19 protein-coding genes and 1 tRNA gene are annotated in these 22,772 nt (G+C 41.4%); 17 read left to right on the forward strand and 3 right to left on the reverse strand.

The window, feature by feature from the left end; genetic code table 11:
• The first annotated feature begins 219 nt into the window (after positions 1–219).
• Positions 220–290: transfer RNA gene (locus ACTNDS_RS09875), tRNA-Trp, on the forward strand.
• Positions 291–395: 105 nt separating this feature from the next.
• Here ACTNDS_RS09875 and ACTNDS_RS09880 read toward each other — a convergent pair.
• Both ACTNDS_RS09880 and ACTNDS_RS09885 read right to left on the reverse strand, forming a co-directional pair.
• The gene (locus ACTNDS_RS09880; protein ID WP_441035407.1) at positions 396–1,721 is read right to left on the reverse strand and encodes an amidohydrolase; all 1,326 of its coding nucleotides are present in this window, start codon (positions 1,719–1,721) and stop codon (positions 396–398) included.
• Positions 1,722–1,862: 141 nt separating this feature from the next.
• Positions 1,863–2,708, reverse strand: a complete 846-nt coding sequence (locus ACTNDS_RS09885; RefSeq protein WP_441035409.1) for a polysaccharide deacetylase family protein — start codon at positions 2,706–2,708, stop codon at positions 1,863–1,865.
• Between the two features lie 900 nt (positions 2,709–3,608).
• Between ACTNDS_RS09885 and eno the strand changes: the two genes are divergently transcribed.
• The 13 genes from eno (at position 3,609) to ACTNDS_RS09950 (ending at position 18,699) form a co-directional block, all read left to right on the forward strand.
• On the forward strand, positions 3,609–4,928 hold the full coding sequence (gene eno, locus ACTNDS_RS09890) for a phosphopyruvate hydratase (protein ID WP_173743467.1): 1,320 nt from the start codon (positions 3,609–3,611) through the stop codon (positions 4,926–4,928).
• A gap of 140 nt (positions 4,929–5,068) precedes the next feature.
• A complete protein-coding gene (gene secG, locus ACTNDS_RS09895) occupies positions 5,069–5,305 on the forward strand; it encodes a preprotein translocase subunit SecG (protein ID WP_441035411.1) in 237 nt (78 codons plus the stop codon).
• Positions 5,306–5,443: 138 nt separating this feature from the next.
• Positions 5,444–7,678, forward strand: coding sequence for a ribonuclease R (gene rnr, locus ACTNDS_RS09900; protein ID WP_441035413.1), 2,235 nt, complete (start codon positions 5,444–5,446; stop codon positions 7,676–7,678).
• Between the two features lie 24 nt (positions 7,679–7,702).
• The gene (gene smpB / locus ACTNDS_RS09905) at positions 7,703–8,170 is read left to right on the forward strand and encodes an SsrA-binding protein SmpB (protein ID WP_441035415.1); all 468 of its coding nucleotides are present in this window, start codon (positions 7,703–7,705) and stop codon (positions 8,168–8,170) included.
• Positions 8,171–8,355: 185 nt separating this feature from the next.
• Positions 8,356–9,387: a hypothetical protein gene (locus tag ACTNDS_RS09910; protein ID WP_441035417.1), complete on the forward strand. Its 1,032-nt coding sequence runs from the start codon at positions 8,356–8,358 to the stop codon at positions 9,385–9,387.
• A 39-nt stretch (positions 9,388–9,426) separates the two neighbouring features.
• Positions 9,427–10,122, forward strand: a complete 696-nt coding sequence (pyrH, locus tag ACTNDS_RS09915) for a UMP kinase (protein WP_441035419.1) — start codon at positions 9,427–9,429, stop codon at positions 10,120–10,122.
• A gap of 67 nt (positions 10,123–10,189) precedes the next feature.
• Entirely contained in the window at positions 10,190–10,741 is a 552-nt protein-coding gene (gene frr, locus ACTNDS_RS09920; RefSeq protein ID WP_173743461.1) for a ribosome recycling factor, read from the forward strand.
• A gap of 71 nt (positions 10,742–10,812) precedes the next feature.
• Positions 10,813–11,565: an isoprenyl transferase gene (locus ACTNDS_RS09925; RefSeq protein ID WP_279589620.1), complete on the forward strand. Its 753-nt coding sequence runs from the start codon at positions 10,813–10,815 to the stop codon at positions 11,563–11,565.
• Positions 11,566–12,360, forward strand: a complete 795-nt coding sequence (locus ACTNDS_RS09930; RefSeq protein WP_441035421.1) for a phosphatidate cytidylyltransferase — start codon at positions 11,566–11,568, stop codon at positions 12,358–12,360. It begins immediately after the preceding gene.
• Between the two features lie 48 nt (positions 12,361–12,408).
• On the forward strand, positions 12,409–13,551 hold the full coding sequence (dxr, locus tag ACTNDS_RS09935) for a 1-deoxy-D-xylulose-5-phosphate reductoisomerase (protein WP_441035423.1): 1,143 nt from the start codon (positions 12,409–12,411) through the stop codon (positions 13,549–13,551).
• A gap of 1 nt (position 13,552) precedes the next feature.
• Entirely contained in the window at positions 13,553–14,848 is a 1,296-nt protein-coding gene (gene rseP / locus ACTNDS_RS09940; RefSeq protein WP_441035424.1) for an RIP metalloprotease RseP, read from the forward strand.
• A gap of 76 nt (positions 14,849–14,924) precedes the next feature.
• Positions 14,925–17,402, forward strand: coding sequence for a beta-mannosidase (locus ACTNDS_RS09945; protein ID WP_441035425.1), 2,478 nt, complete (start codon positions 14,925–14,927; stop codon positions 17,400–17,402).
• Positions 17,392–18,699, forward strand: a complete 1,308-nt coding sequence (locus ACTNDS_RS09950; RefSeq protein WP_441035427.1) for a glycoside hydrolase family 125 protein — start codon at positions 17,392–17,394, stop codon at positions 18,697–18,699. Before ACTNDS_RS09945 ends, ACTNDS_RS09950 begins: the two co-directional genes overlap by 11 nt.
• Before the next feature lie 88 nt (positions 18,700–18,787).
• Here ACTNDS_RS09950 and ACTNDS_RS09955 read toward each other — a convergent pair whose 3' ends face one another.
• Positions 18,788–19,168 (reverse strand): DUF1292 domain-containing protein, encoded by a 381-nt coding sequence (locus tag ACTNDS_RS09955; RefSeq protein ID WP_441035429.1) that lies wholly within the window; start codon positions 19,166–19,168, stop codon positions 18,788–18,790.
• Positions 19,169–19,429: 261 nt separating this feature from the next.
• Here ACTNDS_RS09955 and ACTNDS_RS09960 point away from each other — a divergent pair, with 261 nt between their 5' ends.
• Genes ACTNDS_RS09960 through ACTNDS_RS09970 form a run of 3 tightly spaced genes read left to right on the forward strand, consistent with a single transcriptional unit; the run spans position 19,430 to position 22,648 of the window.
• Positions 19,430–20,185: an exodeoxyribonuclease III gene (locus tag ACTNDS_RS09960; protein ID WP_019161123.1), complete on the forward strand. Its 756-nt coding sequence runs from the start codon at positions 19,430–19,432 to the stop codon at positions 20,183–20,185.
• 38 nt (positions 20,186–20,223) lie between these two features.
• Positions 20,224–22,113, forward strand: a complete 1,890-nt coding sequence (locus ACTNDS_RS09965) for a Type II secretory pathway, pullulanase PulA and related glycosidase (protein WP_441035431.1) — start codon at positions 20,224–20,226, stop codon at positions 22,111–22,113.
• Positions 22,091–22,648, forward strand: coding sequence for a DUF5662 family protein (locus ACTNDS_RS09970; RefSeq protein ID WP_173743452.1), 558 nt, complete (start codon positions 22,091–22,093; stop codon positions 22,646–22,648). The genes ACTNDS_RS09965 and ACTNDS_RS09970 overlap by 23 nt, the downstream gene beginning before the upstream one ends.
• The last annotated feature ends 124 nt before the right edge of the window (positions 22,649–22,772 follow it).

The following is a 22,772-nucleotide window of genomic DNA, read 5'->3' on the forward strand; positions in this document are numbered from 1 at the left end:
GAGCAAGCTTGCTTGTGGAGAAGCATTCCTGATACAGACTGGACATTTGCGAAGCAAATGACACTGAGTGACGAAGTCACGAAGTGACCCCGCGGAGTACAATACTCAATCGGCAACGCAGAAAGTTAATTCTCAAGGAAATGTCAACATGTATGTAGTTTTGAAAGTATATTAATTATTTGCATGTGGCTTTAACCAGTCACATGTATTATATTTTATAGGGGATTGGTCAAATGGTATGATAGGGGTCTCCAAAACCTTTGGTGGGAGTTCGATTCTCTCATCCCCTGCTAAAAAAACACCGGAAAGTCAATGAATACGGCTTTCCGGTGTTTTTTTATGTTATAGGAAATTACTCTGTAATGTTTCTATAACATAAAAAGATGTTGCGAAACCTACTGAAGCAGATCCAGCACAATTCCACAAAATGCTTTTACGCCATTTGCAAGAGCATCTTCGTGAAAATCAAATTTGTCATTATGAAGAGGTGCTGCACAGGGACTTAAATTTAAAAAATAACAGGATTGTCCGCCATGAGACTGGACACGTTGGGACATATAGTAATAATCTTCGCTTCCGCCTACATCTGCAGAGGAAAGGTGAAGAATTTTCAGATGCATTTCCTTTTCACACACATTGGCCAGACGCTTCATGAGAGGTTCATCGTTTTTTCCGCTTATGGCGGATCCCATCTGTCTGAGTTTATAGGTGCAGCCATGCATTTGGGCGGCAGAGTGGATGATACGTTCTGCATAATTTTTCATATATTCATTTGCCTCAATTGAGGATCCACGTACTTCTAATTCTATATGTGCATGATCACAGATGATATTTCTGCCAGTTCCTGCTGTAGCTTTACCCACATTAATTCTGGTATCACCCTGACTGCATCTGGGAATGGCATGAAGATTTAAGATTGCTGTAGCCATAGAAAGCATGGCATTGTTTCCTGATTCTGGTGAAGCAGAAGCATGAGCACTTTTGCCATAGAATTCTGCATCAAATTTTGTGGTTGCCATACTGTGACTTTTTCCCACTCCGATGGCGAATCCCTGCTGCTGGGGATGATTACACATGTGTGAGGCCAGAACATAATCTACATCATCTAGATGCCCGTTTTCTACAATAGCCTGGGCACCTCGGACCCCCTCTTCAGCCGGTTGAAAAATCAGTTTGATAGTTCCATGAAGTTCATGGCGGATTTCACTGAGAATTCTGGCAATGCCAAGTCCTATGGCTGTGTGTCCATCGTGACCGCAGGCATGCATGACACCATTATTTTGGGAACTAAATCCGTTCTTTGTGGGAAAATGTGTTTCTTCAGAACTTTCCTGTATGGGAAGAGCATCAATATCAAATCGAAGTGCTACAACAGGCCCGGAGCCGCAGCGTAAAATTCCGATTACACCGGTGAATCCCTTTTGAGTATCCGGAAGATATGTAAGATCTGTCCCCTCCTGATTGATAGTTTGTGTATAGTGTTCAGATAGACAGCTCTTATCAGGAATTCCCATTCGTGCATTTGCTTTACAGACTGCTTCGCCGGTCAGGATTTCATCAAAGTTAAATTTTTTTAAATAACCGGCAATAATGGAAGATGTGCGCATTTCCATCCATCCCGTTTCCGGATATTGGTGGAGGGTACGGCGGATTTTTTTTAATTCCGGTTGAAGCTGATCAGTTTTTATTAGTATTTGTTTGTATAAATCTGGAGTAATCATAAGAATTCCTTTCTATGATCTGATATAGGCGGTATTTTATAGTCCTCAGAATAAAGACAGAAGGGCTGAATGATATAAGAGTTTATATATAAAAGATATAGCGGCTATCAATTCTTGTCAATAGTAGCCAGAAAGTAATTTTTATGCAATAAGTTCCTTCAGACTATGGAAGCTGTATCCCATCTGTTCCCATTTGCTCAGAAGTTCATCCAGAATCAGAGCATTGGTGGAGGAGGTACTGTGAAGAAGTACAATAGCTCCTGGATGAATTCGATTAGTTAGTTTTGTAATGGCTTCCTGAGGGTCCGGTTGATTATCCTGATACCAGTCTACATAGGCCAGACTCCAGAAAAAGGTGTGATATCCCAGTTCTTTTGCCATAGATAAGTTTAAAGTACTGTAGATTCCCTGAGGAGGACGATAAAACTTTATCATTTCTTTGCCGGTAACTTCTTTATATATAGCTTCCACATCGGATAGTTCCTTCTGAAAGGCTTCTTTTGTAGAAATTTTGGACATATTTGGATGAGTCATAGTGTGATTGCCTATGATATGTCCTTCTTTTTCCATTCGCTTGATCAGATCGGGATTTTGGGATAGAAAATTTCCTACCACAAAGAAAGTGGCTGGTACCTGATGCTTTTTTAAGGCATCCAGAATTGCAGAGGTATTACCGTTCTCATATCCTGCATCAAAGGTAAGATAGATATTTTTGCTATCAGTGTCCTGAACATAAAAAGCATTATATTGTTTTAATTCTTGTATGGAAGCATTACCCAGAGGTTGCTTTCCTTTTTCCTGAAAGCTGAGCCCCCAGTTTCCGGAAGAATCAGAAGATACTGAGAGTGCTGTAATATCCGGAGAGATGATTTCAGAGGATGTGATTTTGGCAAGCAGGCGTCCTGTCAGGAAAGCTGCACAGAAAATCAATATAAGTTTCAGATATTTGCCGAATCTGCTGTGAAAAAGATATGTAAGATTCTTCATAGAAGAAACTCCAAAATAACTGGTATTGTTATTATATATGCGTGAAAAGAGTGAAAAATTCAAATAAAAAAGAGCCATCAGTTTCGTTTACTGTGGCTCTTTTTAAAATTGAATATCCAATGGTAAATACCTCTCTTTCTGATTATTATTTTACATTTTTCATTTTATAATTTATAAGATCAAAGACTCATATCCCATCGGTCTGTACCATCCTTTAAAATTTTGAAGATAAGGTAAATCGTTAAATTTTCATTGGTTTGTACCATCCTTCTGTGATTTGAAAATAAGGTAAATCGTTATGATCTCATTGGACTATACCATCCTTTTGTGTAATTTAGAAATTGTGTAAATCATTATGATTTCATTGGTCCGTACCATCCTTCTGTGATTTAGAGATGAGGTAAATCATTATGGTTTCATTGGACTGTACCATCCTTTTGTAATTTTGAAATAGGGTAAATCGTTAATACTTCATTGGACTGTACCTTCTTTAAATTAATTAATAAGTTTCAGATATAAAACGTTATTGGATTTAAAGCTTTAAGTTCTTGGTGGTCTGTACCTGCCTTTCATAAATTATAAGAATTGATTTAAAATAAATTATGCTGGTGGTCTGTACCTCGCTTTCATATATTATAAATAAAATCTTATGTTTTCGGTGGTCTCACTCCTTTCAGCTTTTATTTTTTATCCCCTGTTGTTTTATGACTTTACTATATCAGATAACTCCAAATAAGTCAAGTATAAATTTGAAAAAATATAAAATAAAATACAAAAGACAAATAAGATGATGATAATTAAGGAATATTCTGAAAATATAAGCTCGTCAAAAACTGTATAGAAAAAAATGTCCGGGAAAAACTATTTCTATAAAAGTCTAATTTTATAGGAGGTTCTAAAATGTTACGTTATCTGCCTGTAAGAAGGGTTCACGCAAGACAAGTACTGGATTCCAGAGGAAATCCTACAGTTGAAGTAGAAGTTACGGTAGGAGAAGGCGTAATAGGGATAAATGGATATACGGGGAGAGCTATGGTGCCCTCCGGAGCTTCCACAGGAAAATTTGAAGCAGTTGAACTGCGGGATGGAGAAAAAGGAAATTATGGAGGACTAAGTGTTCACAGAGCGGTGGAAAATGTAAACACAAGACTGGCAGAAGCAATTTTGGGAGAAAATGCTCTGAATCAGAGATTTATTGATCATAAGATCATTGAGACAGATGGAACGGATAATAAAAATAGTGTAGGAGCAAATGCTGCTCTGGGAGTATCTATGGCAGTGGCAAGGGCAGCGGCAGCAGCTTTGCGTATCCCTTTGTACCAGTATATGGGAGGATGTCATACAGGACGGATGCCGGTTCCTATGATGAATATTTTAAACGGGGGCAGGCATGCAGATAATACTGTGGATATGCAGGAATTCATGATTATGCCTGCAGGTGCTTCCAATATGGAAGAAGCGATCCGTATGTGTGGAGAAATTTATCAGTGTCTAAAAATCATACTGAAACAGAAAAAGCTTTCCACTGCAGTGGGAGATGAAGGCGGATTTGCCCCGGATCTGGAGGATTCTGAGAAAGTGCTGGAATTGATCATGGAGGCTGTGAAAAAGGCTGGATATGAGCCGGGAAAGGATATCTATATTGCTATTGATGCAGCAGCCAGTGAATTATATGATAAGGATAGAAATGCATATGTTTTCCCAGGTGAAAGTTTAATGAAAGGAAAAGAGATTTTGCGGGATTCAGAGCAAATGATCGAATATTATGAGAGACTTCTGGATCAGTTTCCTATTGTATCTATTGAAGACGGATTGGAAGAAGATGACTGGGAAGGATGGAAAAAACTTACGAAATATCTGGGCGCAAGGGTTCAGCTGGTGGGGGATGATCTGTTTGTGACGAATATTAAGCGTCTGTCCTGCGGAATCAGGCAGAAGGCAGCAAATGCAATTCTTGTGAAAGTAAATCAGATAGGGACTCTGTCTGAGGCTTTGGATGCAGTGGAAATGGCACAGAAATCAGGATATCGTGTGGTTATTTCACACAGATCAGGGGAGACGGAGGATTCCTTTATTGCAGATCTGGCAGTAGCCACAGGTGCAGGACAGATAAAAACAGGGGCACCCTGCAGATCTGACAGAAATGCAAAATATAATCAGCTTCTTCGTATTCACGAAGAACTGGGAGAATTGGAAATTTATGAGAATCCTTTTGTATAAACAGAGTAAGAGAAGGAAACCAGTAAGCAACTATCAGTAAACATGATAATACGGAAAATATTGAAAATTCAAGAATTGTAGTTGAAATCCGCTCTCAGCTATGTTAAAATATTTCCTAGTTGATTAGGAGGTGTAATGAAGTGAATGTTGTTAAGATTATTCTTGGTATTATTTTCTTAATAGATTGTATTGTTCTTACTATTGTAGTTCTGATGCAGGAGGGTAAGCAGCAGGGCCTTGGCGCTATTGCCGGAGCGGCAGAGACATACTGGGGCAAGAATAAGGGTCGTTCTATGGAGGGCGGACTTGTGAAGGCTACCATAGTTATGGGAATTTTGTTTTTCGTATTAGCTGTAGTGCTGAATATGCTTGGTTAATGAGAGAATGAAAATGCGGCTGTTGCAGTAAGCATATCCTTGTTTGGATGTGTGCTTATGCGGCAGCCATTTTTTTACTGTGAAAGTGCTGGAAAACAGCTGATTTTCAGATAGGATGAATAGATACAGAGGAGTAAAATGAACAGGAAAGACATAGATCGCAGAAAAAAATTTATTTTGGAGTTAATGGGGGATCCGGTTTATAAGCCTATGAGACTGCGCGAGCTGTCTTCCTTGCTGAGATTGTCCAGAGAAGAGAAAAGGGAATTGTTTGATGTTCTGGATAGTTTATGTGAGGATGGAAAAATAACTCAGGATAATAAGGGAAGATACTCCAGGATTACCGGAAAATGGAAAAAGAAAGAAAAGCATCTGAAAGGACATAAAGAAGATAACAGAAATTGCAAAGAGCGCAGAGAAAAAGAGGGTAAAGACAGGAAAAAACCAGAAGGGATGCAGGCAGAGGGAATCTTTATCGGACATCCGAAGGGGTTTGGCTTTGTGGAGATCGAAGGACAGGAAGAGGATATTTTTATTCCGGAGGAAAATACAGGTACTGCTGTGAACCAGGATAAAGTCCGGATTATCATTAAAGATGAACAGCGAGAGGGAAAACGCCGTGAGGGCATAGTAGTGGAAGTCCTGGAGAGAGGGATGGAGCAGATTGTAGGTACTTATCAGCTTAATAGAGATTTTGGCTTTGTGATCAGTGATAATCCCAAATTTTCAAAGGATATTTATATCTCAAGGAAAAATTCACTGGGAGCAAAAAATGGTGATAAGGTAATTGCCGTTGTAACAGATTACGGTTCTAAAAACAGAAAACCGGAAGGAAAGATCAAGGAAAATCTGGGAAATATCCGTACACCGGGGACTGACATTCTGGCAATTGTGAAAAGCTTTGGAATCCCCAGTGAATTTCCTGAAAAAGTAATAAAACAGGCGCAGAGAGTGCCGGATCATGTGCTTGATGCAGACCGCGACGGACGTCTGGATCTGACCCATCTGCAGACCGTAACTATTGACGGTGAGGATGCAAAGGATCTGGATGATGCTATTTCTCTCAGCAAGGAAGGGGAGATTTATCATCTGGGTGTGCATATTGCAGATGTAAGTAATTATGTACAGTACAATAGTGCTCTGGACAGAGAGGCATTAAAGAGAGGAACCAGTGTATATCTGGCAGACAGAGTTGTGCCAATGCTTCCGGAGAGACTTTCCAATGGGATCTGTTCGCTGAATCAGGGTGAGGACAGGCTTGCATTAAGTTGCCTTATGGATATTAATGCACAGGGAAAAGTGGTGGCTCATCAGATTGTGGAAACAGTGATCAATGTAGATGAGCGTATGTGCTATACAGATGTGAAAAATATTCTGGAGGATACAGATCAGAATGCAAAAAAACGCTATGAGAAGCTGCTTCCCATGTTTTTCCTGATGAAGGAATTATCAGAGAAACTGCGCAGCAGTCGTCATCACAGAGGTTCTATTGACTTTGATTTTCCAGAGAGTAAGATCATATTAAATGAGGCGGGAAAGGCAATTGATGTGAAGCCTTATGAAGCCAATGTAGCTACAAGGATTATAGAGGATTTTATGTTAATGGCTAATGAGACAGTGGCTCAGGAATACTGCACAGAAGAAATTCCGTTTGTATACAGAACCCATGACAATCCGGACCCCGAAAAGATAGAGAGTCTTCTGACTTTGCTTCATAATCAGGGGGTAAAGATCCAGAAGGCCAGAGAGGAAATCACTCCTAAGGAAATCCAGAATATTATAGAGAGCATTGAGGGACTTCCAAATGAACCGATGGTCAGTCGATTGGTGCTGCGTTCCATGAAGCAGGCAAAATATACCACAGAATGCAGTGGACATTTTGGCCTGGCAGCCAAATATTATTGCCATTTTACATCACCGATCAGAAGATATCCGGATCTTCAGATTCACAGGATCATTAAGGACAATCTCAGAGGAAGGCTGTTGCGCGAAGGCAGAACAGAGCATTACCGGGAAATATTGGATGAGGTGGCAAGACAGTCCAGTGTATGTGAGAGACGGGCTGATGAGGCGGAGAGAGAATCTGATAAACTGAAGAAAGCAGAGTATATGTCTTATCATATCGGAGAAAAATTTGAAGGAATCATTTCCGGAGTGACTGGATGGGGATTTTATGTGGAACTTGCCAATACTGTAGAGGGACTGGTTCATGTGAATACACTGAGGGATGATTATTATACTTTTGATCAGGAAAGCTATGAACTCAGGGGAGATATGACAAAAAAGGTGTATAAGCTAGGAGACAAGGTGTGTGTCCGAGTGGAGGATGCAGATAAGCTTCTTAAGACGGTGGATTTTGTGCTGGCAGACTAGCTGTGGAAAGGAAGAGATTGACAGATGGCTAAGACAAAAGGAATCAAGCTGATCGCAAATAATAAAAAAGTATTTCATGATTATTTTATAGAAGATACTTATGAGACAGGAATTGCACTGGCAGGAACAGAGGTGAAATCTCTGCGAATGGGAAAATGCAGTATCAAGGAGTCCTTTATCCGTGTAGAGAGAGGAGAAGTGTTTATCTATGGTATGCATATCAGTCCTTATGAGAAAGGAAATATTTTTAATAAGGATCCGCTGAGAGTGCGGAAACTTCTCCTTCACAGATATGAGATCAATAAGATTGAAGCGAAGCTGAAGGAAAAGGGATTGACGCTGGTTCCTCTGAAGGTTTATTTTAAAGATAGCCTGGTGAAGGTTGAGATAGGCGTGGCAAGAGGTAAGAAACTTTATGATAAGAGACAGGATATTGCGAAAAAAGACCAGAGAAGAGAGGCAGAACGCGATTTTAAAGTAAGAAATCTGTAGTAAGAAAACTTTTTGTTTGAGAGTAATGTCCGGCGAGGTAAATAGTTTGTTATGGAAAACAATAACTCTGAAAATTATATGAAATCAGAAGCACTTTGGTTGACAAGTTATAGAGACTCTGCAATAATAAGAAATTGAAATTCAGCTTTGAATCTGGATATTTCAGATACAGGAGGGAATATATTATGAAGAAACGATTTTTGATACTTGCAGGAGTACTGGCGCTGACAGTGGCAGTATCCGGCTGTGGAAAGAAAAAAGATACAGATGTGCAACCTGTTGCAGCAAGTGCTACTCCTACACCTGAGGTTACTAAGGCAGCAGAAATTGTGGATATGAAGCAGTCTACAGAGGGAGAGATTGCCAATATTATGGGAGAGGAATCAGCAACTGCTTCCAAAGTTATTTTTGTGAATAACATGGGAAGTGATATTTCTTCTGTTTATATCAGGAAACATGTGGAGGATGAGGATGATTCTGAGGATGATACCTGGGGTAGTGACCTGGTGGATGGAAAATTCACATTAAAGGATAAGGACAAAGCGTTGTATTATTTTTCACCGAATGCAACGGAAGATAGCACTAAGAGTACTGCTTCTTATGATATTCGTGTGGGATTTACTGATGAAGATAAGAATGAGTGCTTTTTCAGGGACATTCCTCTGGGTACTATTTCACAGATCACTCTCTGTATGAGTGGCACAGATGAGGATGCTATTCCTTATGCAAAATATCTGACAGGAAGTACCAAGCGGGAAATTTCAACTTTAAATGATGTAAAGAAGCGTCTGGGAATGACCGATGATTCTGCTTCCACGGATGATCAGAATACCAATTCAGATAGCAGTGATGATTCTTCACAGAACACAGATTCTGATTCAAATAGTGATGCAGATAACAGCAGCAGTACAGATGACAACAACAGTGGAAACAACAGTAACAGTGGAGATGATAATAACAGCGGAGATGATAATAACAGCGGAGATGACAATAACGGAGGCGATGATAATAGCGGTGGAGATGATATGATTTCTACTGCAGAGCAGTATGTGGGCCAGTCTATTGATGCACTGCAGAGTGCTTGTGGCTCTCCTCAGGGCAGCAGTTATGAGACAGATCCTGAAACCGGAAAGACAGGCTTCTATTATTACAGTAATTTTACAGTTTCTACCACAGTTGATGAAAATGGTAATGAAATTGTTGCTAAGATATGGTAAAATAAAAGTATCATAAAATGAACTTTAGGAGAAAACAATATGAAGCGTGTATTATTAAAATTGAGCGGGGAAGCTCTTGCCGGTGAAAAAAAGACAGGATTTGATGAGGCTACAGTTATTGAGGTTGCCAAACAGATCCGTGAGATTTCCAAAGAAGGTCTGGAAATCGGGATTGTGATCGGTGGCGGAAATTTCTGGAGAGGACGTACCAGCGAGACAATCGACAGAAATAAGGCAGACCAGATCGGAATGCTTGCTACAGTGATGAATTGCATTTATGTGTCAGATATCTGCAGATACCTGGGAATGAAGACACAGATTTATACACCGTTTGTCTGTGGTGCATTTACAGATCTGTATTCAAAAGATGCAGTGGAGGAGAGCTTTGCACAGGGTAAGATCGTATTCTTTGCAGGCGGAACAGGACATCCGTATTTCTCCACAGATACAGCAACAGTTCTTCGCGCAGTGGAGATTGAGGCAGAGGCGATTCTTCTGGCAAAAGCAGTAGATGGAATTTATGACAGTGATCCTAAGACCAATCCCAATGCAGTGAAATATGATGAGATTTCCATTGAAGAAGTGGTAGCCCAAAAGCTGGCAGCTATGGATCTGACAGCCTCCATTATGTGTATGGAGCAGAAAATGCCAATGCTGGTATTTGCACTGGATGAGAAGGACAGTATTATTAATACAGTTCACGGCAAATTTACAGGTACAAAGGTAACTGTCTGATCCGAAAGGATGGGAATGCAGAGCAGTTAGACAATTTATAAAACAACAGGAGAAGGAGACAAACCTAATGGATGAAAGAATTCAGAAATATGAAGAAAAAATGAAAAAGACACTGACGAATCTTGAGAGCGAGCTGGCAACAATTCGTGCAGGAAGGGCAAATCCCCATATTCTCGATAAACTGACTGTAGATTATTATGGAGCACCTACACCTCTGCAACAGGTGGCGAATGTGACAGTTCCGGAGGCACGTATGATTCAGATCCAGCCTTGGGAATCCAGCCTGATTAAAGGAATTGAAAAAGCAATTCTTGTATCTGATCTGGGACTGAATCCCAGTAACGATGGTAAAGTGATCCGTCTTGTTTTCCCAGAGCTTACAGAGGAACGCCGTAAGGAACTGGTAAAGGATGTTAAGAAGAAGGGTGAGGCTGCCAAGGTTGCAGTCCGCAATATCCGTCGTGATGCCAATGATGCATATAAGAAGCTTGCAAAACAGGATGTATCTGAGGATGAGATCAAGGAGCTGGAAGATAAGATCCAGAAGAGCACTGATAAATATATTAAAGAGGTTGATGCAGCGGTAGATGCCAAGAGCAAAGAAATCATGACTGTATAAAAAGTAAAGGGAGCTCCATTATGCGGGCTCTCTTTTAAGCTTGCAGATGGTGTCTGCGAGAGCAGCATGGTTTGTACACAGCATATAATGAACATAAGAAACGAGGAAAAAATATGAATGTACCGAATCATATAGCCATTATACTGGATGGTAACGGACGTTGGGCGAAAGCAAAAGGGATGCCCAGAAGCTATGGACATATGAAGGGCTGCGCTAATCTGGAAACAGTCTGTGATTATATGAAAGAGCTGGGAGTAAAATATGTTACAGTTTATGCGTTTTCAACAGAGAACTGGAAACGGTCCAAAGAAGAAGTGGATGGTCTGATGAAGCTGTTCCGCAGTTATCTCAAGAAATGCATTAAACTTGCTGATAAGAATAAAATGCGTGTTCGTGTAATTGGAGAAATTTCAGCATTTGATCAGGATATTCAAGACAGCATTGAAAAACTGGAGGAGTATTCACAAAAATATGATGAAATTTATTTCCAGATTGCATTGAACTACGGAAGCAGAGATGAGATTATCCGGGGAGTGCGAAAGCTTGCTCAGGATGCAGCTGATGGCAGGATAAATCCCCAGGAAATAGATGAAAAAGTATTCGGAAATTATCTTGATACAGCAGGAATTCCTGATCCTGACCTTATGATCCGCACCAGTGGGGAGCTTCGCCTTTCCAATTTTCTGTTATGGCAGATGGCATATACAGAGTTTTATTTTACAGATGTGGCATGGCCTGATTTTAATAAAGCAGAGCTGGTGAAGGCAATTGAAAAGTATAATCAGAGAGACAGAAGATACGGTGGAGTGAAGGAGGAAGCATAAATGTTTAAGACAAGACTCTTAAGTGGAATCCTGCTGGTGATCATTGCGCTTGCAACAATTATCAGTGGTGGATATATACTGTTTTTTACTTTGCTTGCAGTTTCTCTGATCGGTATGTCAGAATTGTACAAGGCAATGAATGTGCAGAATGAAAAGAATTATTTGCTGGCTGCGGCCGGATATGCAGGAGCAGTCTTGTATTATGCTGCTGTTTTGCTCGATTTTCAGAGATATGGTGTGCTGGCAATTATTTTTGGCCTGGTATTGATCATGTTTGTGTATGTGTTTACTTATCCGGAGTATGAGGCAAAGCAGGTTATGCCGACATTGTTTGGAATTGTTTATGTGGCAGTAATGCTGTCATTCATTTATCTGACCAGATGTCTGCCTGGAGGAAAATTCCATGTATGGCTGATCTTTTTGTGTTCCTGGGGGTGTGATACCTGCGCTTATTGTGTGGGAATGCTTATTGGAAAACATAAAATGGCACCTGTGCTCAGTCCGAAAAAATCTATAGAAGGAGCAGTGGGGGGTGTGGCAGGAGCTACACTTCTGGGTGTAGCCTATGCTGCGGCAACTCAGGGACCAATGGTTCAATATGCAGTTATCTGTGCAGTGGGAGCATTGATCTCCATGGTAGGAGACCTGGCAGCATCTGCAATTAAAAGAAACCAGGGAATTAAAGATTATGGAAAATTAATTCCCGGACATGGAGGAATACTGGATCGTTTTGACAGTGTGATTTTTATAGCTCCTGTAATTTACTTTTTGTCACTGATTATGATCACAGCGTAGGATCGTGAATATCCATTTGATAATATAGTTATAACAGAAGGGATCAAGATGAAAAAAATAGCAATTTTAGGTTCTACCGGTTCTATTGGAACTCAGACCCTGGATGTAGTCCGGGCGAATGATGATCTGGAGATTGTGGGACTTTCAGCAGGAAATAATATTGATAAACTGGAAGAGCAGATCCGTGAATTTCATCCCAGACTGGCAGCTGTCTGGAATGAAGATGCAGCCCGAGATCTGGCAGTAAGAGTACAGGATCTGGATGTGAAAATTGTAAGCAGTATGGATGGCTTGCTGGAACTGGCAAGAATGGAGGAAGCAGATATTCTGGTGACTGCTATTGTGGGAATGATCGGGATCAGACCGACTATGGAGGCAATCAGGGCAGGTAAGGATATTGCTTTGGCAAATAAGGAAACACTGGTGACTGCCGGACATCTGATCATGCCACTGGCCAGAAAAATGAATGTTCAGATCCTTCCGGTGGACAGTGAACACAGTGCTGTTTTTCAGGCAATTCACGGAGAGAAAAAGGAACAGATTCATAAACTTCTGATCACAGCATCCGGAGGTCCTTTCAGGGGAAGGAAAACAGCAGAACTGAGTAAGGTTACGCTGGAAGATACGCTGAAGCATCCAAACTGGGTGATGGGACAGAAAATCACGGTAGATTCTGCAACTTTGGTAAATAAAGGGCTTGAAGTGATGGAGGCCAGATGGCTTTTTGATGTGGACCTGGATCATATTCAGGTAGTAGTTCAGCCTCAAAGTATTATCCACTCTATGGTGGAATTTGAGGATGGAGCTGTAATAGCTCAGCTGGGAACACCAGATATGAGGCTGCCTATTCAGTATGCACTGTGTTATCCGGATCGAAGATACCTGGCAGGGGACAGACTGGATTTCAGAACTCTGAAGCAGATTACTTTTGAAGAACCGGATATGGAGACATTTCAGGGACTTCCGATGGCAATAGAAGCTGCAAGGAAAGGCGGAAGTATGCCTACTGTATTCAATGCTGCCAATGAACTGGCGGTAAAGAAATTCCTGCAGAGAAAAATAGGATTTCTGGATATATATGATATTATCGGGCAGTCTATGGAGAGACATACCCTGGTGAGAGAGCCGGATTTGGATCAGATCCTGGAGATTGAGAAGGAAACCTATCAGTGGATCGAAAGCAGGTGGTAATTTGAAAATAATTATTGCAATTATTATATTTAGTGGTATTATCCTTTTTCATGAGTTAGGGCATTTTCTTCTGGCAAAGAAAAATGGAATCATTGTAACAGAATTTTCCCTGGGAATGGGTCCAAGACTTTTGAGTAGGGAATACAAAGGAACCAGATATTCTCTCAAGCTTTTGCCTATAGGTGGTTCCTGCGCAATGCTTGGGGAGGATACGGATGAAGAGGATGTATCTGGAACTTTTAATAATGCATCTGTGTGGGGCAGGATTGCAGTTGTGGCTGCAGGTCCCGTGTTTAATTTTATACTGGCATTTGTACTGTCTGTGATTATTGTGGGAGTAGTAGGCTATGAACCATCTACAGTCCTTTCTGTAAAGGAGGGATCCGCAGCAGAAGCGGCAGGATTGAAAAAAGGAGATGTGATCACCAGTTATCAGGGATACCATATTGATCTGGGGAAAGATCTTTATGTATATTCTTATATGAATGAATTAAAAGCAGGGGATACTGTAAATCTGACAGTAAAGCGTGATGGCGAAAAGAAGGAAATTTCCTATAAGGCTGACACGAATGTGAGATATCTGCTGGGATGCAATTTTACGGGAGATGACAGTGCGCCTATGACAGTGGAATCTGTAATGGCTGGAATGCCATTGGAGGAGGCTGGCGTACAGGCGGGAGATGTGATTACTTCTATTAATGGCGTAAGGATCAGTACCAGCCAGGAATATCAGGATTATATCAGGGAACATCCGCTGGATGGCAGTCCGGTGAAGATTACCTGGAAACATGAAGGGCTGGAATATGATGATACAATCACCCCGAAGGAATACAGGACAGCGGATTCAGGATTTTCTTATAATATATACTGTGAGAAGGCAAAGGGTCTGGACGTGATCCGTTACGGGGCAGTTGAGGTGAAATATATGATCCGTACCACCATTCTCAGCCTTAAGGAATTGTGCAGCGGAAAGTTTGGCCTGAAGGATCTGAGTGGGCCTGTAGGGGTGGTAGATGCAATTGGTACTACTTATGAGGAAAGCAGAAGTGAGGGAAGCGTGATGCTGTGGATGAACCTTTTAAATATGGCAGTTCTTCTCTCTGCCAATCTGGGTGTAATGAATCTGCTTCCTTTTCCGGCGCTTGACGGTGGCAGGCTGGTATTTCTCGTCATTGAGGCAATCCGCAGAAAACCTGTCAACAGACGAATCGAGGGAACAATACATTTTGCCGGACTTATGCTTTTAATGGTACTGATGGTTGTGGTAATGTATAATGATATTGTAAGGATATTCTAAGCTGGATGCAAAGTGGATTAAAAATATCCGATGGAATCCGGCAAGGATTTTGTATCCTATGTAAGGAGAGGGAACAATGGTAAAAATGCAGCTTCATGAGAACTGGCAGTTGTGTAATGTGAAAGAGCAGGAATGGGTTCCTGCGCAGGTGCCGGGAGATATTTATATGGCTCTTCTTCAGGCTGGAAAAATGGAAGATCCATTTTGGGAAGATAACGAATATCAGGCGAAGGCACTGATGGAGGAAGATTACGAATATAAAACTGTATTTATATATGACGAAACAGAATTTGAAAACTGTCAGGAAGTAATCCTGAGGTTTGACGGAATTGATACGATTGGGGATATTTATCTGAATGAGTGCTGTCTGGGAAGAGTAGAAAGTATGCACAGAGTCTGGGAGTTTCCTGTGAAGGAGATTCTGGAAAAAGGAGAAAATACTCTTCGTGTCATTATCAGATCTCCTCTGAAATTTATGGCGGCAGCTTACGAGAAATATAAAACACATGGAAACGAAGATACAGTGGAAGGATTTATGCATCTGCGCAAGGCACACTATATGTGCGGTTGGGACTGGGGTGCCTGCCTGCCGGATGGAGGTATTTTTCGCCCTGTAACGCTTCTGGGAGTAGAACATGCCAGACTGGACAGCGTGTATATCCGTCAGATTCATGAAGAGGGAAAGGTGCTGCTGATACCGGAAGTTGATGTGGAGACAATGGATGAGGCTGACGAAGATGGTTGTGAAAAAACAGGAAAATCAGAGCAGAGTCAGTTATTGGAATATGAAATCACAGTTACGGAACCTGATGGAACAAAGACTACATGGGAAGGGTCTCCGGATGAAATTGAAATTGACCACCCGAAGCTCTGGTGGCCCAATGGATTAGGAGAACAGCCTTTATATCAGGTGGAAGTGAATCTGAAAGCAGGAAATCAGATTGTAGATACCTGGTGCAGAAAGATTGGTCTTCGAACCATGACCATGCATATAGAAAAGGATCAGTGGGGAGAAAGCTTTGCCCATGAAGTAAATGGACATCAGATATTTGCCATGGGTGCTGATTATATTCCGGAAGACAATTTACTTCAGCGAACATCCAGGGAACGTACCAGAGAATTGCTCCTTCAGTGTAAAAGAGCAAATTTCAATACTGTCCGTGTGTGGGGAGGCGGCTATTATCCGGAGGACTGGTTCTATGATATCTGTGATGAACTGGGACTGATGGTATGGCAGGATTTTATGTTTGCCTGCTCAATGTATGAGCTTACACCGGAATTTGAGGCTAACATCCGACAGGAATTTATTGATAATATCAAACGTCTCCGTCATCATGCATCCCTGTCATTATGGTGCGGAAACAATGAGATGGAGACATTTACACAGGAGGGAACCTGGGTAACAAAGCCGTCAGAGGTGAGAGACTATCTGTTTATGTATGAACGGATTATTCCTGAAATTTTACGGGAATATGATCCGGAAACTTTCTACTGGCCGGCTAGTCCGTCTTCAGGCGGATCCTTTGATAATCCCAATGATCCTAACCGCGGAGATGTACATTACTGGGAGGTATGGCATGGGAATAAGCCTTTTGCGGAATACAGGAAATATTTCTTCAGATATGCATCTGAGTTTGGATTTCAGGCTTTTCCTTCTGTAAAAACACTGGAAACCGTTACAGATGATCCAAGGGAATTGAATCCATTTTCCTATGTGATGGAAAAACATCAGAGAAATTATGGAGGAAATGGGAAAATTGCCAAATATATGCAGGCTGCATATCGCTATCCTGAGAATTTCAGCGATTTTGTTTATGCGTCCCAGCTTCTTCAGGCAGACGGAATCCGTTATGGAGTGGAGCATTACAGACGAAATCGTGGACGGTGTATGGGCGCTATTTACTGGCAGCTGAATGACTGTTGGCCGGTAATCTCCTGGTCATCTGTTGATTATTATGGCCGCTGGAAGGCATTACATTATTATGCAAAGCGTTTCTTTGCCCCTGTGATGCTTTCCTGTGAGGAACAGAGCTGGATGACAGTAGAGGCGGACATGAATCGTCAGCACTTTGAATTTGAAAAATCTATCCGTCTGAATGTGACAAATGAAACTCTCACAGACCGCAGGGTTCTTGTGAAATGGGCAGTGAGAAAGGCAGATGCCACAGTGCTTATGGAGGAGAAACAGTGGGTAGAGGTACCTGCCTTGTCTGCAGTATGGCTGGATAAGGTGGAACTTCCACAGATTGATTGTTTTAATGAATATGTAAGTTATGAGGCTTGGGAGGATGATCAGGTAATTTCTCAGGGAACTGTTATTTTCTCTTATCCCAAATATTTCCATTATCTGGATCCGAAACTGACAGTAAGGACAGAGGAAGATGAGATTATCGTGAGTGCTTCTGCCTATGCGAAGAGTGTGGAGATTCTTAATGATACAGAAGATTTAATTCTGGAGGATAATTATTTTGATATGAACGCCGGAGAGCGACGGATAAAGATTCTTCAGGGAAAACCGGAAGGACTTCGGGTACGGAGTGTGTATGATATCTAAGGAAAAGGAACAAGAACTTACAGCTGTGCTGGAACAGTTTTATAAAGAAGTAGAGATAAAGGCAAAAGAAACTGGGCATCCGGAATTTGCAGAACAGTTTAAGAGAAGCTATGGAGATACCCTGAAGAGAACAATGGCAGAGAATCCGGATGGAACTGTGCATGTGATCACAGGGGATATTCCGGCTATGTGGCTGAGGGATTCTACTGCGCAGGTAAGACCTTATCTTTATCTTGCGGCTAGAAGTACAAAACTGCAGGAACTGATCGGCGGAGTTGTACAGCGTCAGTTTTTTTACCTGCTGATGGATCCTTATGCAAATGCGTTTAATAATGAGCCCAGCGGTGCCTGTTGGGAAAAGGATTTTGATGATCAGAATCCTTGGGTATGGGAGCGGAAATTTGAAATAGATTCCCTTTGCTATCCCATTCAATTGGCCTGGCTTTTGTGGAAGAATACAGGATATACAGCACATTTGGATGAAAATTTCCGGAAAGGTGTCCAAAAGATTCTGGAAGTTTTTCATAGGGAACAAAATCATGAAGAACGGTCAGAATACAGGTTTGTGAGGAATGGAAGCTTTTATACAGATACTTTGTCCAGAGAGGGGAAGGGAGCCTTAACCCGTCCGGATACAGGGCTTATCTGGTCTGGCTTTCGTCCAAGTGACGATGCCTGCACTTATGGATATCTGATCCCTTCCAATATGTTTGCTGTGGTTGTGCTGGGATATCTCAGTGAACTGGCACAAGAAGTATTGAATGACAGAAAGCTTGCTGAAAGTGCACAGAATCTGAGGAAAGAAATACACAAAGCAATCGAAAAGTATGGACATACAAAAACAGAGGAATTTGGGGAAGTTTATGCTTATGAGACAGATGGATATGGAATGTATCATCTTATGGATGATGCTAATGTACCCAGTCTGTTATCTATAAAGTATCTGGGATATCCTACTGACAGGGAGCTTGCGGAGAATACCCGGAATATGATTCTGAGCGAAGCAAATCCCTATTATTATAAGGGAAAAGCAGCGAGCGGAATAGGAAGTCCTCATACACCGGCAAATTATATCTGGCATATTGGGATGGCTATGGAAGGATTGACATCTGACAGGAGAACAGTAAAGGAGTCTGTCCTTGAAAAAATGATAGAAACTACCGGAAGTACCGGCCTGATGCATGAGGGATTTCATGCAGATGATCCATCCAGATATACCAGAGAATGGTTTTCCTGGGCAAATGCTATGTACTGTGAATTATTGCTGGATTATCTGGGATATAAGATCATAAGCTGATATTTGGGAAAAGAAAAAACTGTCATAAGCACATGTTATAGGGCTTATGACAGTTTTTTAATATTCTGAGAGACAAAGCCTAAAAGCATTATTTCTCAATTTGTTCCATAGAATCCTTTGCATTTTGTAAAACAGTGTCAAATGCAATGGCAGCTTTGTTGTACTCTTCATCGCTTTCGATATTAGAAAGAACCGGGTCTCCGGATTCTGTGCGGGCAAAGGTATAGAGATATACTTCACCGTTCTGATTCTGACCGTTCTCATCTAATGGAAGAAGGGCAATATATTCTTTGGCATCTACCGGGAAAATAGTAAGGATCGCACATTCTACCTCTGTATCATCGTCCAGGGTAAGGGTGATGGTGCGTCTGTCTTCGATATCCTGGCAGTTTCCTTCTGGGTTGCTGCAACCGCTGCAGGAAGCGCAGTCACTGGGGGAACATCCGCCGGTTGTAAATTCTTCTGTCATGGTTTTCATCCTCATTCTTTCTTTTATAAAAGTTCAGAACTGTGACTGTAATAGAAAACACAGTTTTGTTCCTTAATGGTATCCTGATGATTCAAGACTTTTACAGAAGTCTGAATATTAGTATTGTACCAGAAACGTAAGCTAAATGCAATTTTTTTATGGTTTGAGGAGAAATATCATCGCGGAATGATATAAGATGTGTTATAATGAACGGAAGAGAATGATTTGTTCAGAAATTTTGAGATATAGGAGTGGAAATTTATGAAATTTATTTCCTGGAATGTGAATGGAATTCGTGCCTGCATCGGCAAGGGCTTTGAAGAAAGCTTTCGCTTGCTGGATGCAGATATTTTCTGTCTGCAGGAGACCAAGTGTCAGCAAGGACAGGTAAAGCTTGATCTGCCGGGATATTATCAATATTGGAATTATGCCAACAGACGGGGATATTCCGGTACAGCTATATTTACAAAAAAGGAGCCATTATCTGTAGCTTACGGACTGGGAATCGAAGAGCATGATAAAGAAGGCAGAGTGATTACTCTAGAGTTTGAGGACTTTTATTTTATTACGGTATATACCCCTAATTCTCAGAGTGAGCTGAGACGTCTGGAATATCGCATGCAGTGGGAAAAGGATTTCTTGGCATATCTTCTGAGACTTCAGGAGAAAAAGCCGGTGATCTGCTGTGGAGATATGAACGTGGCACATCAGGAGATCGACCTGAAAAATCCAAAAACCAATCATAAAAACGCAGGCTTTACAGATGAAGAGAGAGCATGTTTTGACAGAATGCTGGAAAGTGGATTTATTGATACTTTCCGCTATTTTTATCCGGATCAGGAGGGAATCTATTCCTGGTGGTCTTATCGGTTCAGGGCAAGAGAAAAGAATGCAGGATGGAGAATTGATTATTTTATCACCTCGCCGGCACTGAAGGACAGATTAGAAGATGCCAGGATCCATACAGAAATTATGGGTTCTGATCACTGTCCGGTAGAATTGAAAATTAAGGATTGAGATAGGTTTTGTATTAAAAACAGGGAGGACGTTGGAGAATGGCTGACAGCAGAAGATATAAGACAGAGAAGGGAATACCTTTGCTGCCAGGGGTGAACAGACTGGAAAGAGGATATAATTTTACAGTGGAGGTTCCTGAAGGAAAGAATGCTTCTCTGGTCCTCTATAAAAAAAGGTCAAAGAAACCCTGTATGGAGATTCCGTTTACCAGTGAGAATAAGGCAGGGGAGGTATATTCTCTTTTTCTGCCAGATTTTTTGCCGGAGGGATATGAATATAATTTTTTATTGGACGGGCAGGTTTATATAGATCCATGGACCTATGGGATTTCAGGGAGAGAACGTTTTGGGGCAGAGGCAGATCCTGATGCCCATAAAATACGCTGCACCTTCTGGAACCCGGGAGACTATGACTGGGAAGGGGATCAGTGCCTTAATATTCCTTATCATGAAATGATACTTTATAAGCTTCATGTGAGAGGCTATACCAAAGCCAACAGTCAGATTAAGGGGAAAAAAGGGACCTTTCAGGCATTGGAAGAAATGATTCCTTACTGGCAGGAACTGGGAATTAATGCAATAGAGCTGATGCCGGTATATGAGTTTATGGAGACTGTACCGGAAAAGTATTATGCCGGCAGTATGGTATCAGAGAAAAAAGTTAATAAAAAGGTGAATTATTGGGGATATACAGCAGGGTATTATATGGCACCAAAGCGTTCGTACAGTGCAACGAATGATCCCGCACAGGAGTTCAGGCATTTGATACAGGCAATGCATAAAGCCGGAATTGCCTGTATTTTGGAGATGTATTTTCCGGCAGGAATAAACCCGTTTCTGGCTCTTCGTGCATTGCAGTCCTGGAAACTGAATTTTCATGTAGATGGATTTCATGTGCTGGGAGATGGAGCACCGATACAGCTTTTGATGCAGGATGGTATTCTCAGAGACAGCAAGCTGATGTTCCACGGATTTGATGAACGGGATATCCGGGGAAAGAAGGAACCTGCCCAGAAATGTGTGGCTGAGTATAATCCCGGATTTCTTCAGGATATGCGCCGCTTCCTGAAAAGTGACGAGGAGATGGTAGAAGGAGCTGCCTGGCATGTGAGAAGAAATCCGGACAGATATGCAGTGATCAACTATATGGCCTGTCAGGATGGATTTACCCTGAATGATATGGTGACTTATAACTATCGTCATAATGAAGCTAACTATGAGAACAATCAGGATGGCAGCAACTATAATTATTCCTGGAACTGTGGAGTAGAAGGTCCTACACGTAAGATGAATATCCGGCAGCTTAGAGAACAACAGCTTCGAAATGCTTTTCTTATGGTATTGCTCAGCCAGGGTGTTCCTATGATCTATGGAGGAGATGAGATCGGTAATTCCCAGAATGGAAATAATAATGCTTATTGTCAGGATAATTCCATAGGCTGGATCGACTGGAAGGGGCTTAAAAAGAATGAAAGTCTTCTGGAATTTGTAAAGGCGGTGATTGCTTTCCGAAAGGAACATCCTATTCTTCATACACCCGGAGAATTACGTGGAGTGGATTACCAGACCAGAGGCCTGCCGGATGTATCTGTACATGGGGAAAGGGCATGGTTTTTGAATTCAGAGAATACTTCCAGACTTCTGGGAATTATGTATTACGGTGCTTATGCCAGAAGGAAAGATGGGACTTATGATGATTCTATCTATATTGCATATAATTTCCATTGGGAAAACAGAAGTGTGGCACTTCCCAATCTGCCGGGAAAAGGCTGTTGGACAAAAGTAATTGATACAAGTATGCTAAAGACCAATGGATTTTGTTATGATGACGAGAAACATAGCAGGAAGCTGGAGATTGCACCCCGTACCATCGTAGTGCTTCTGGCAAAACAGGAGGAAAAGAAAAATGCACCCATGGCAGCACTTTAAGACAATCACCAGACATAAGCTTTTGGTGATGCGTTACTGTTTTCGTATCGGGCTTTATAAACAGGGACTGCTTCATGATCTGTCAAAATATGAGCCTGTGGAGTTTTTGGTTGGCTGTAAGTATTATCAGGGAGACAGAAGCCCCAATAATGCAGAGAGGGAAGCTACAGGCATTTCACGATCCTGGCTTCACCATAAGGGAAGAAACAAGCATCATTTTGAATATTGGGTAGATTACGTACCGGGAGATGAACATATTATCAACGGAGTTCCCATGCCCCGTAAATATGTTGCCGAGATGGTGATGGACAGAATCAGTGCTTCCCGGAATTATCTGGGGGATAAATATGACCATACACAGCCTTTGAGCTATTTCCTGAAAAGTAAAGAAAGACTTTGGTTTATCCATCCGGACACAAAGAGAGACCTGGAGGCTCTTTTGCGAATCCTTAACGATCATGGAGAAGAGGTTCTCCTTTCTTATATTAAGAATGTCTATTTGAAAAAAGGGAAAAAACATCGGAAGATAAAGTAAAAACAGTATAAAAAATGAGACAGGTGCAGTGTAGTTGCTGCATCTGTTTTTTGTAAAACGGCAAAAAGGTTATTTTATCCAATATAAAAATGTGTGATATAAAACATATTTGACATTCTGAAAT

The organism is Blautia sp. HCP3S3_C12, assembly GCF_052064155.1.
Classification (GTDB): Bacteria; Bacillota; Clostridia; order Lachnospirales; family Lachnospiraceae; genus Blautia_A.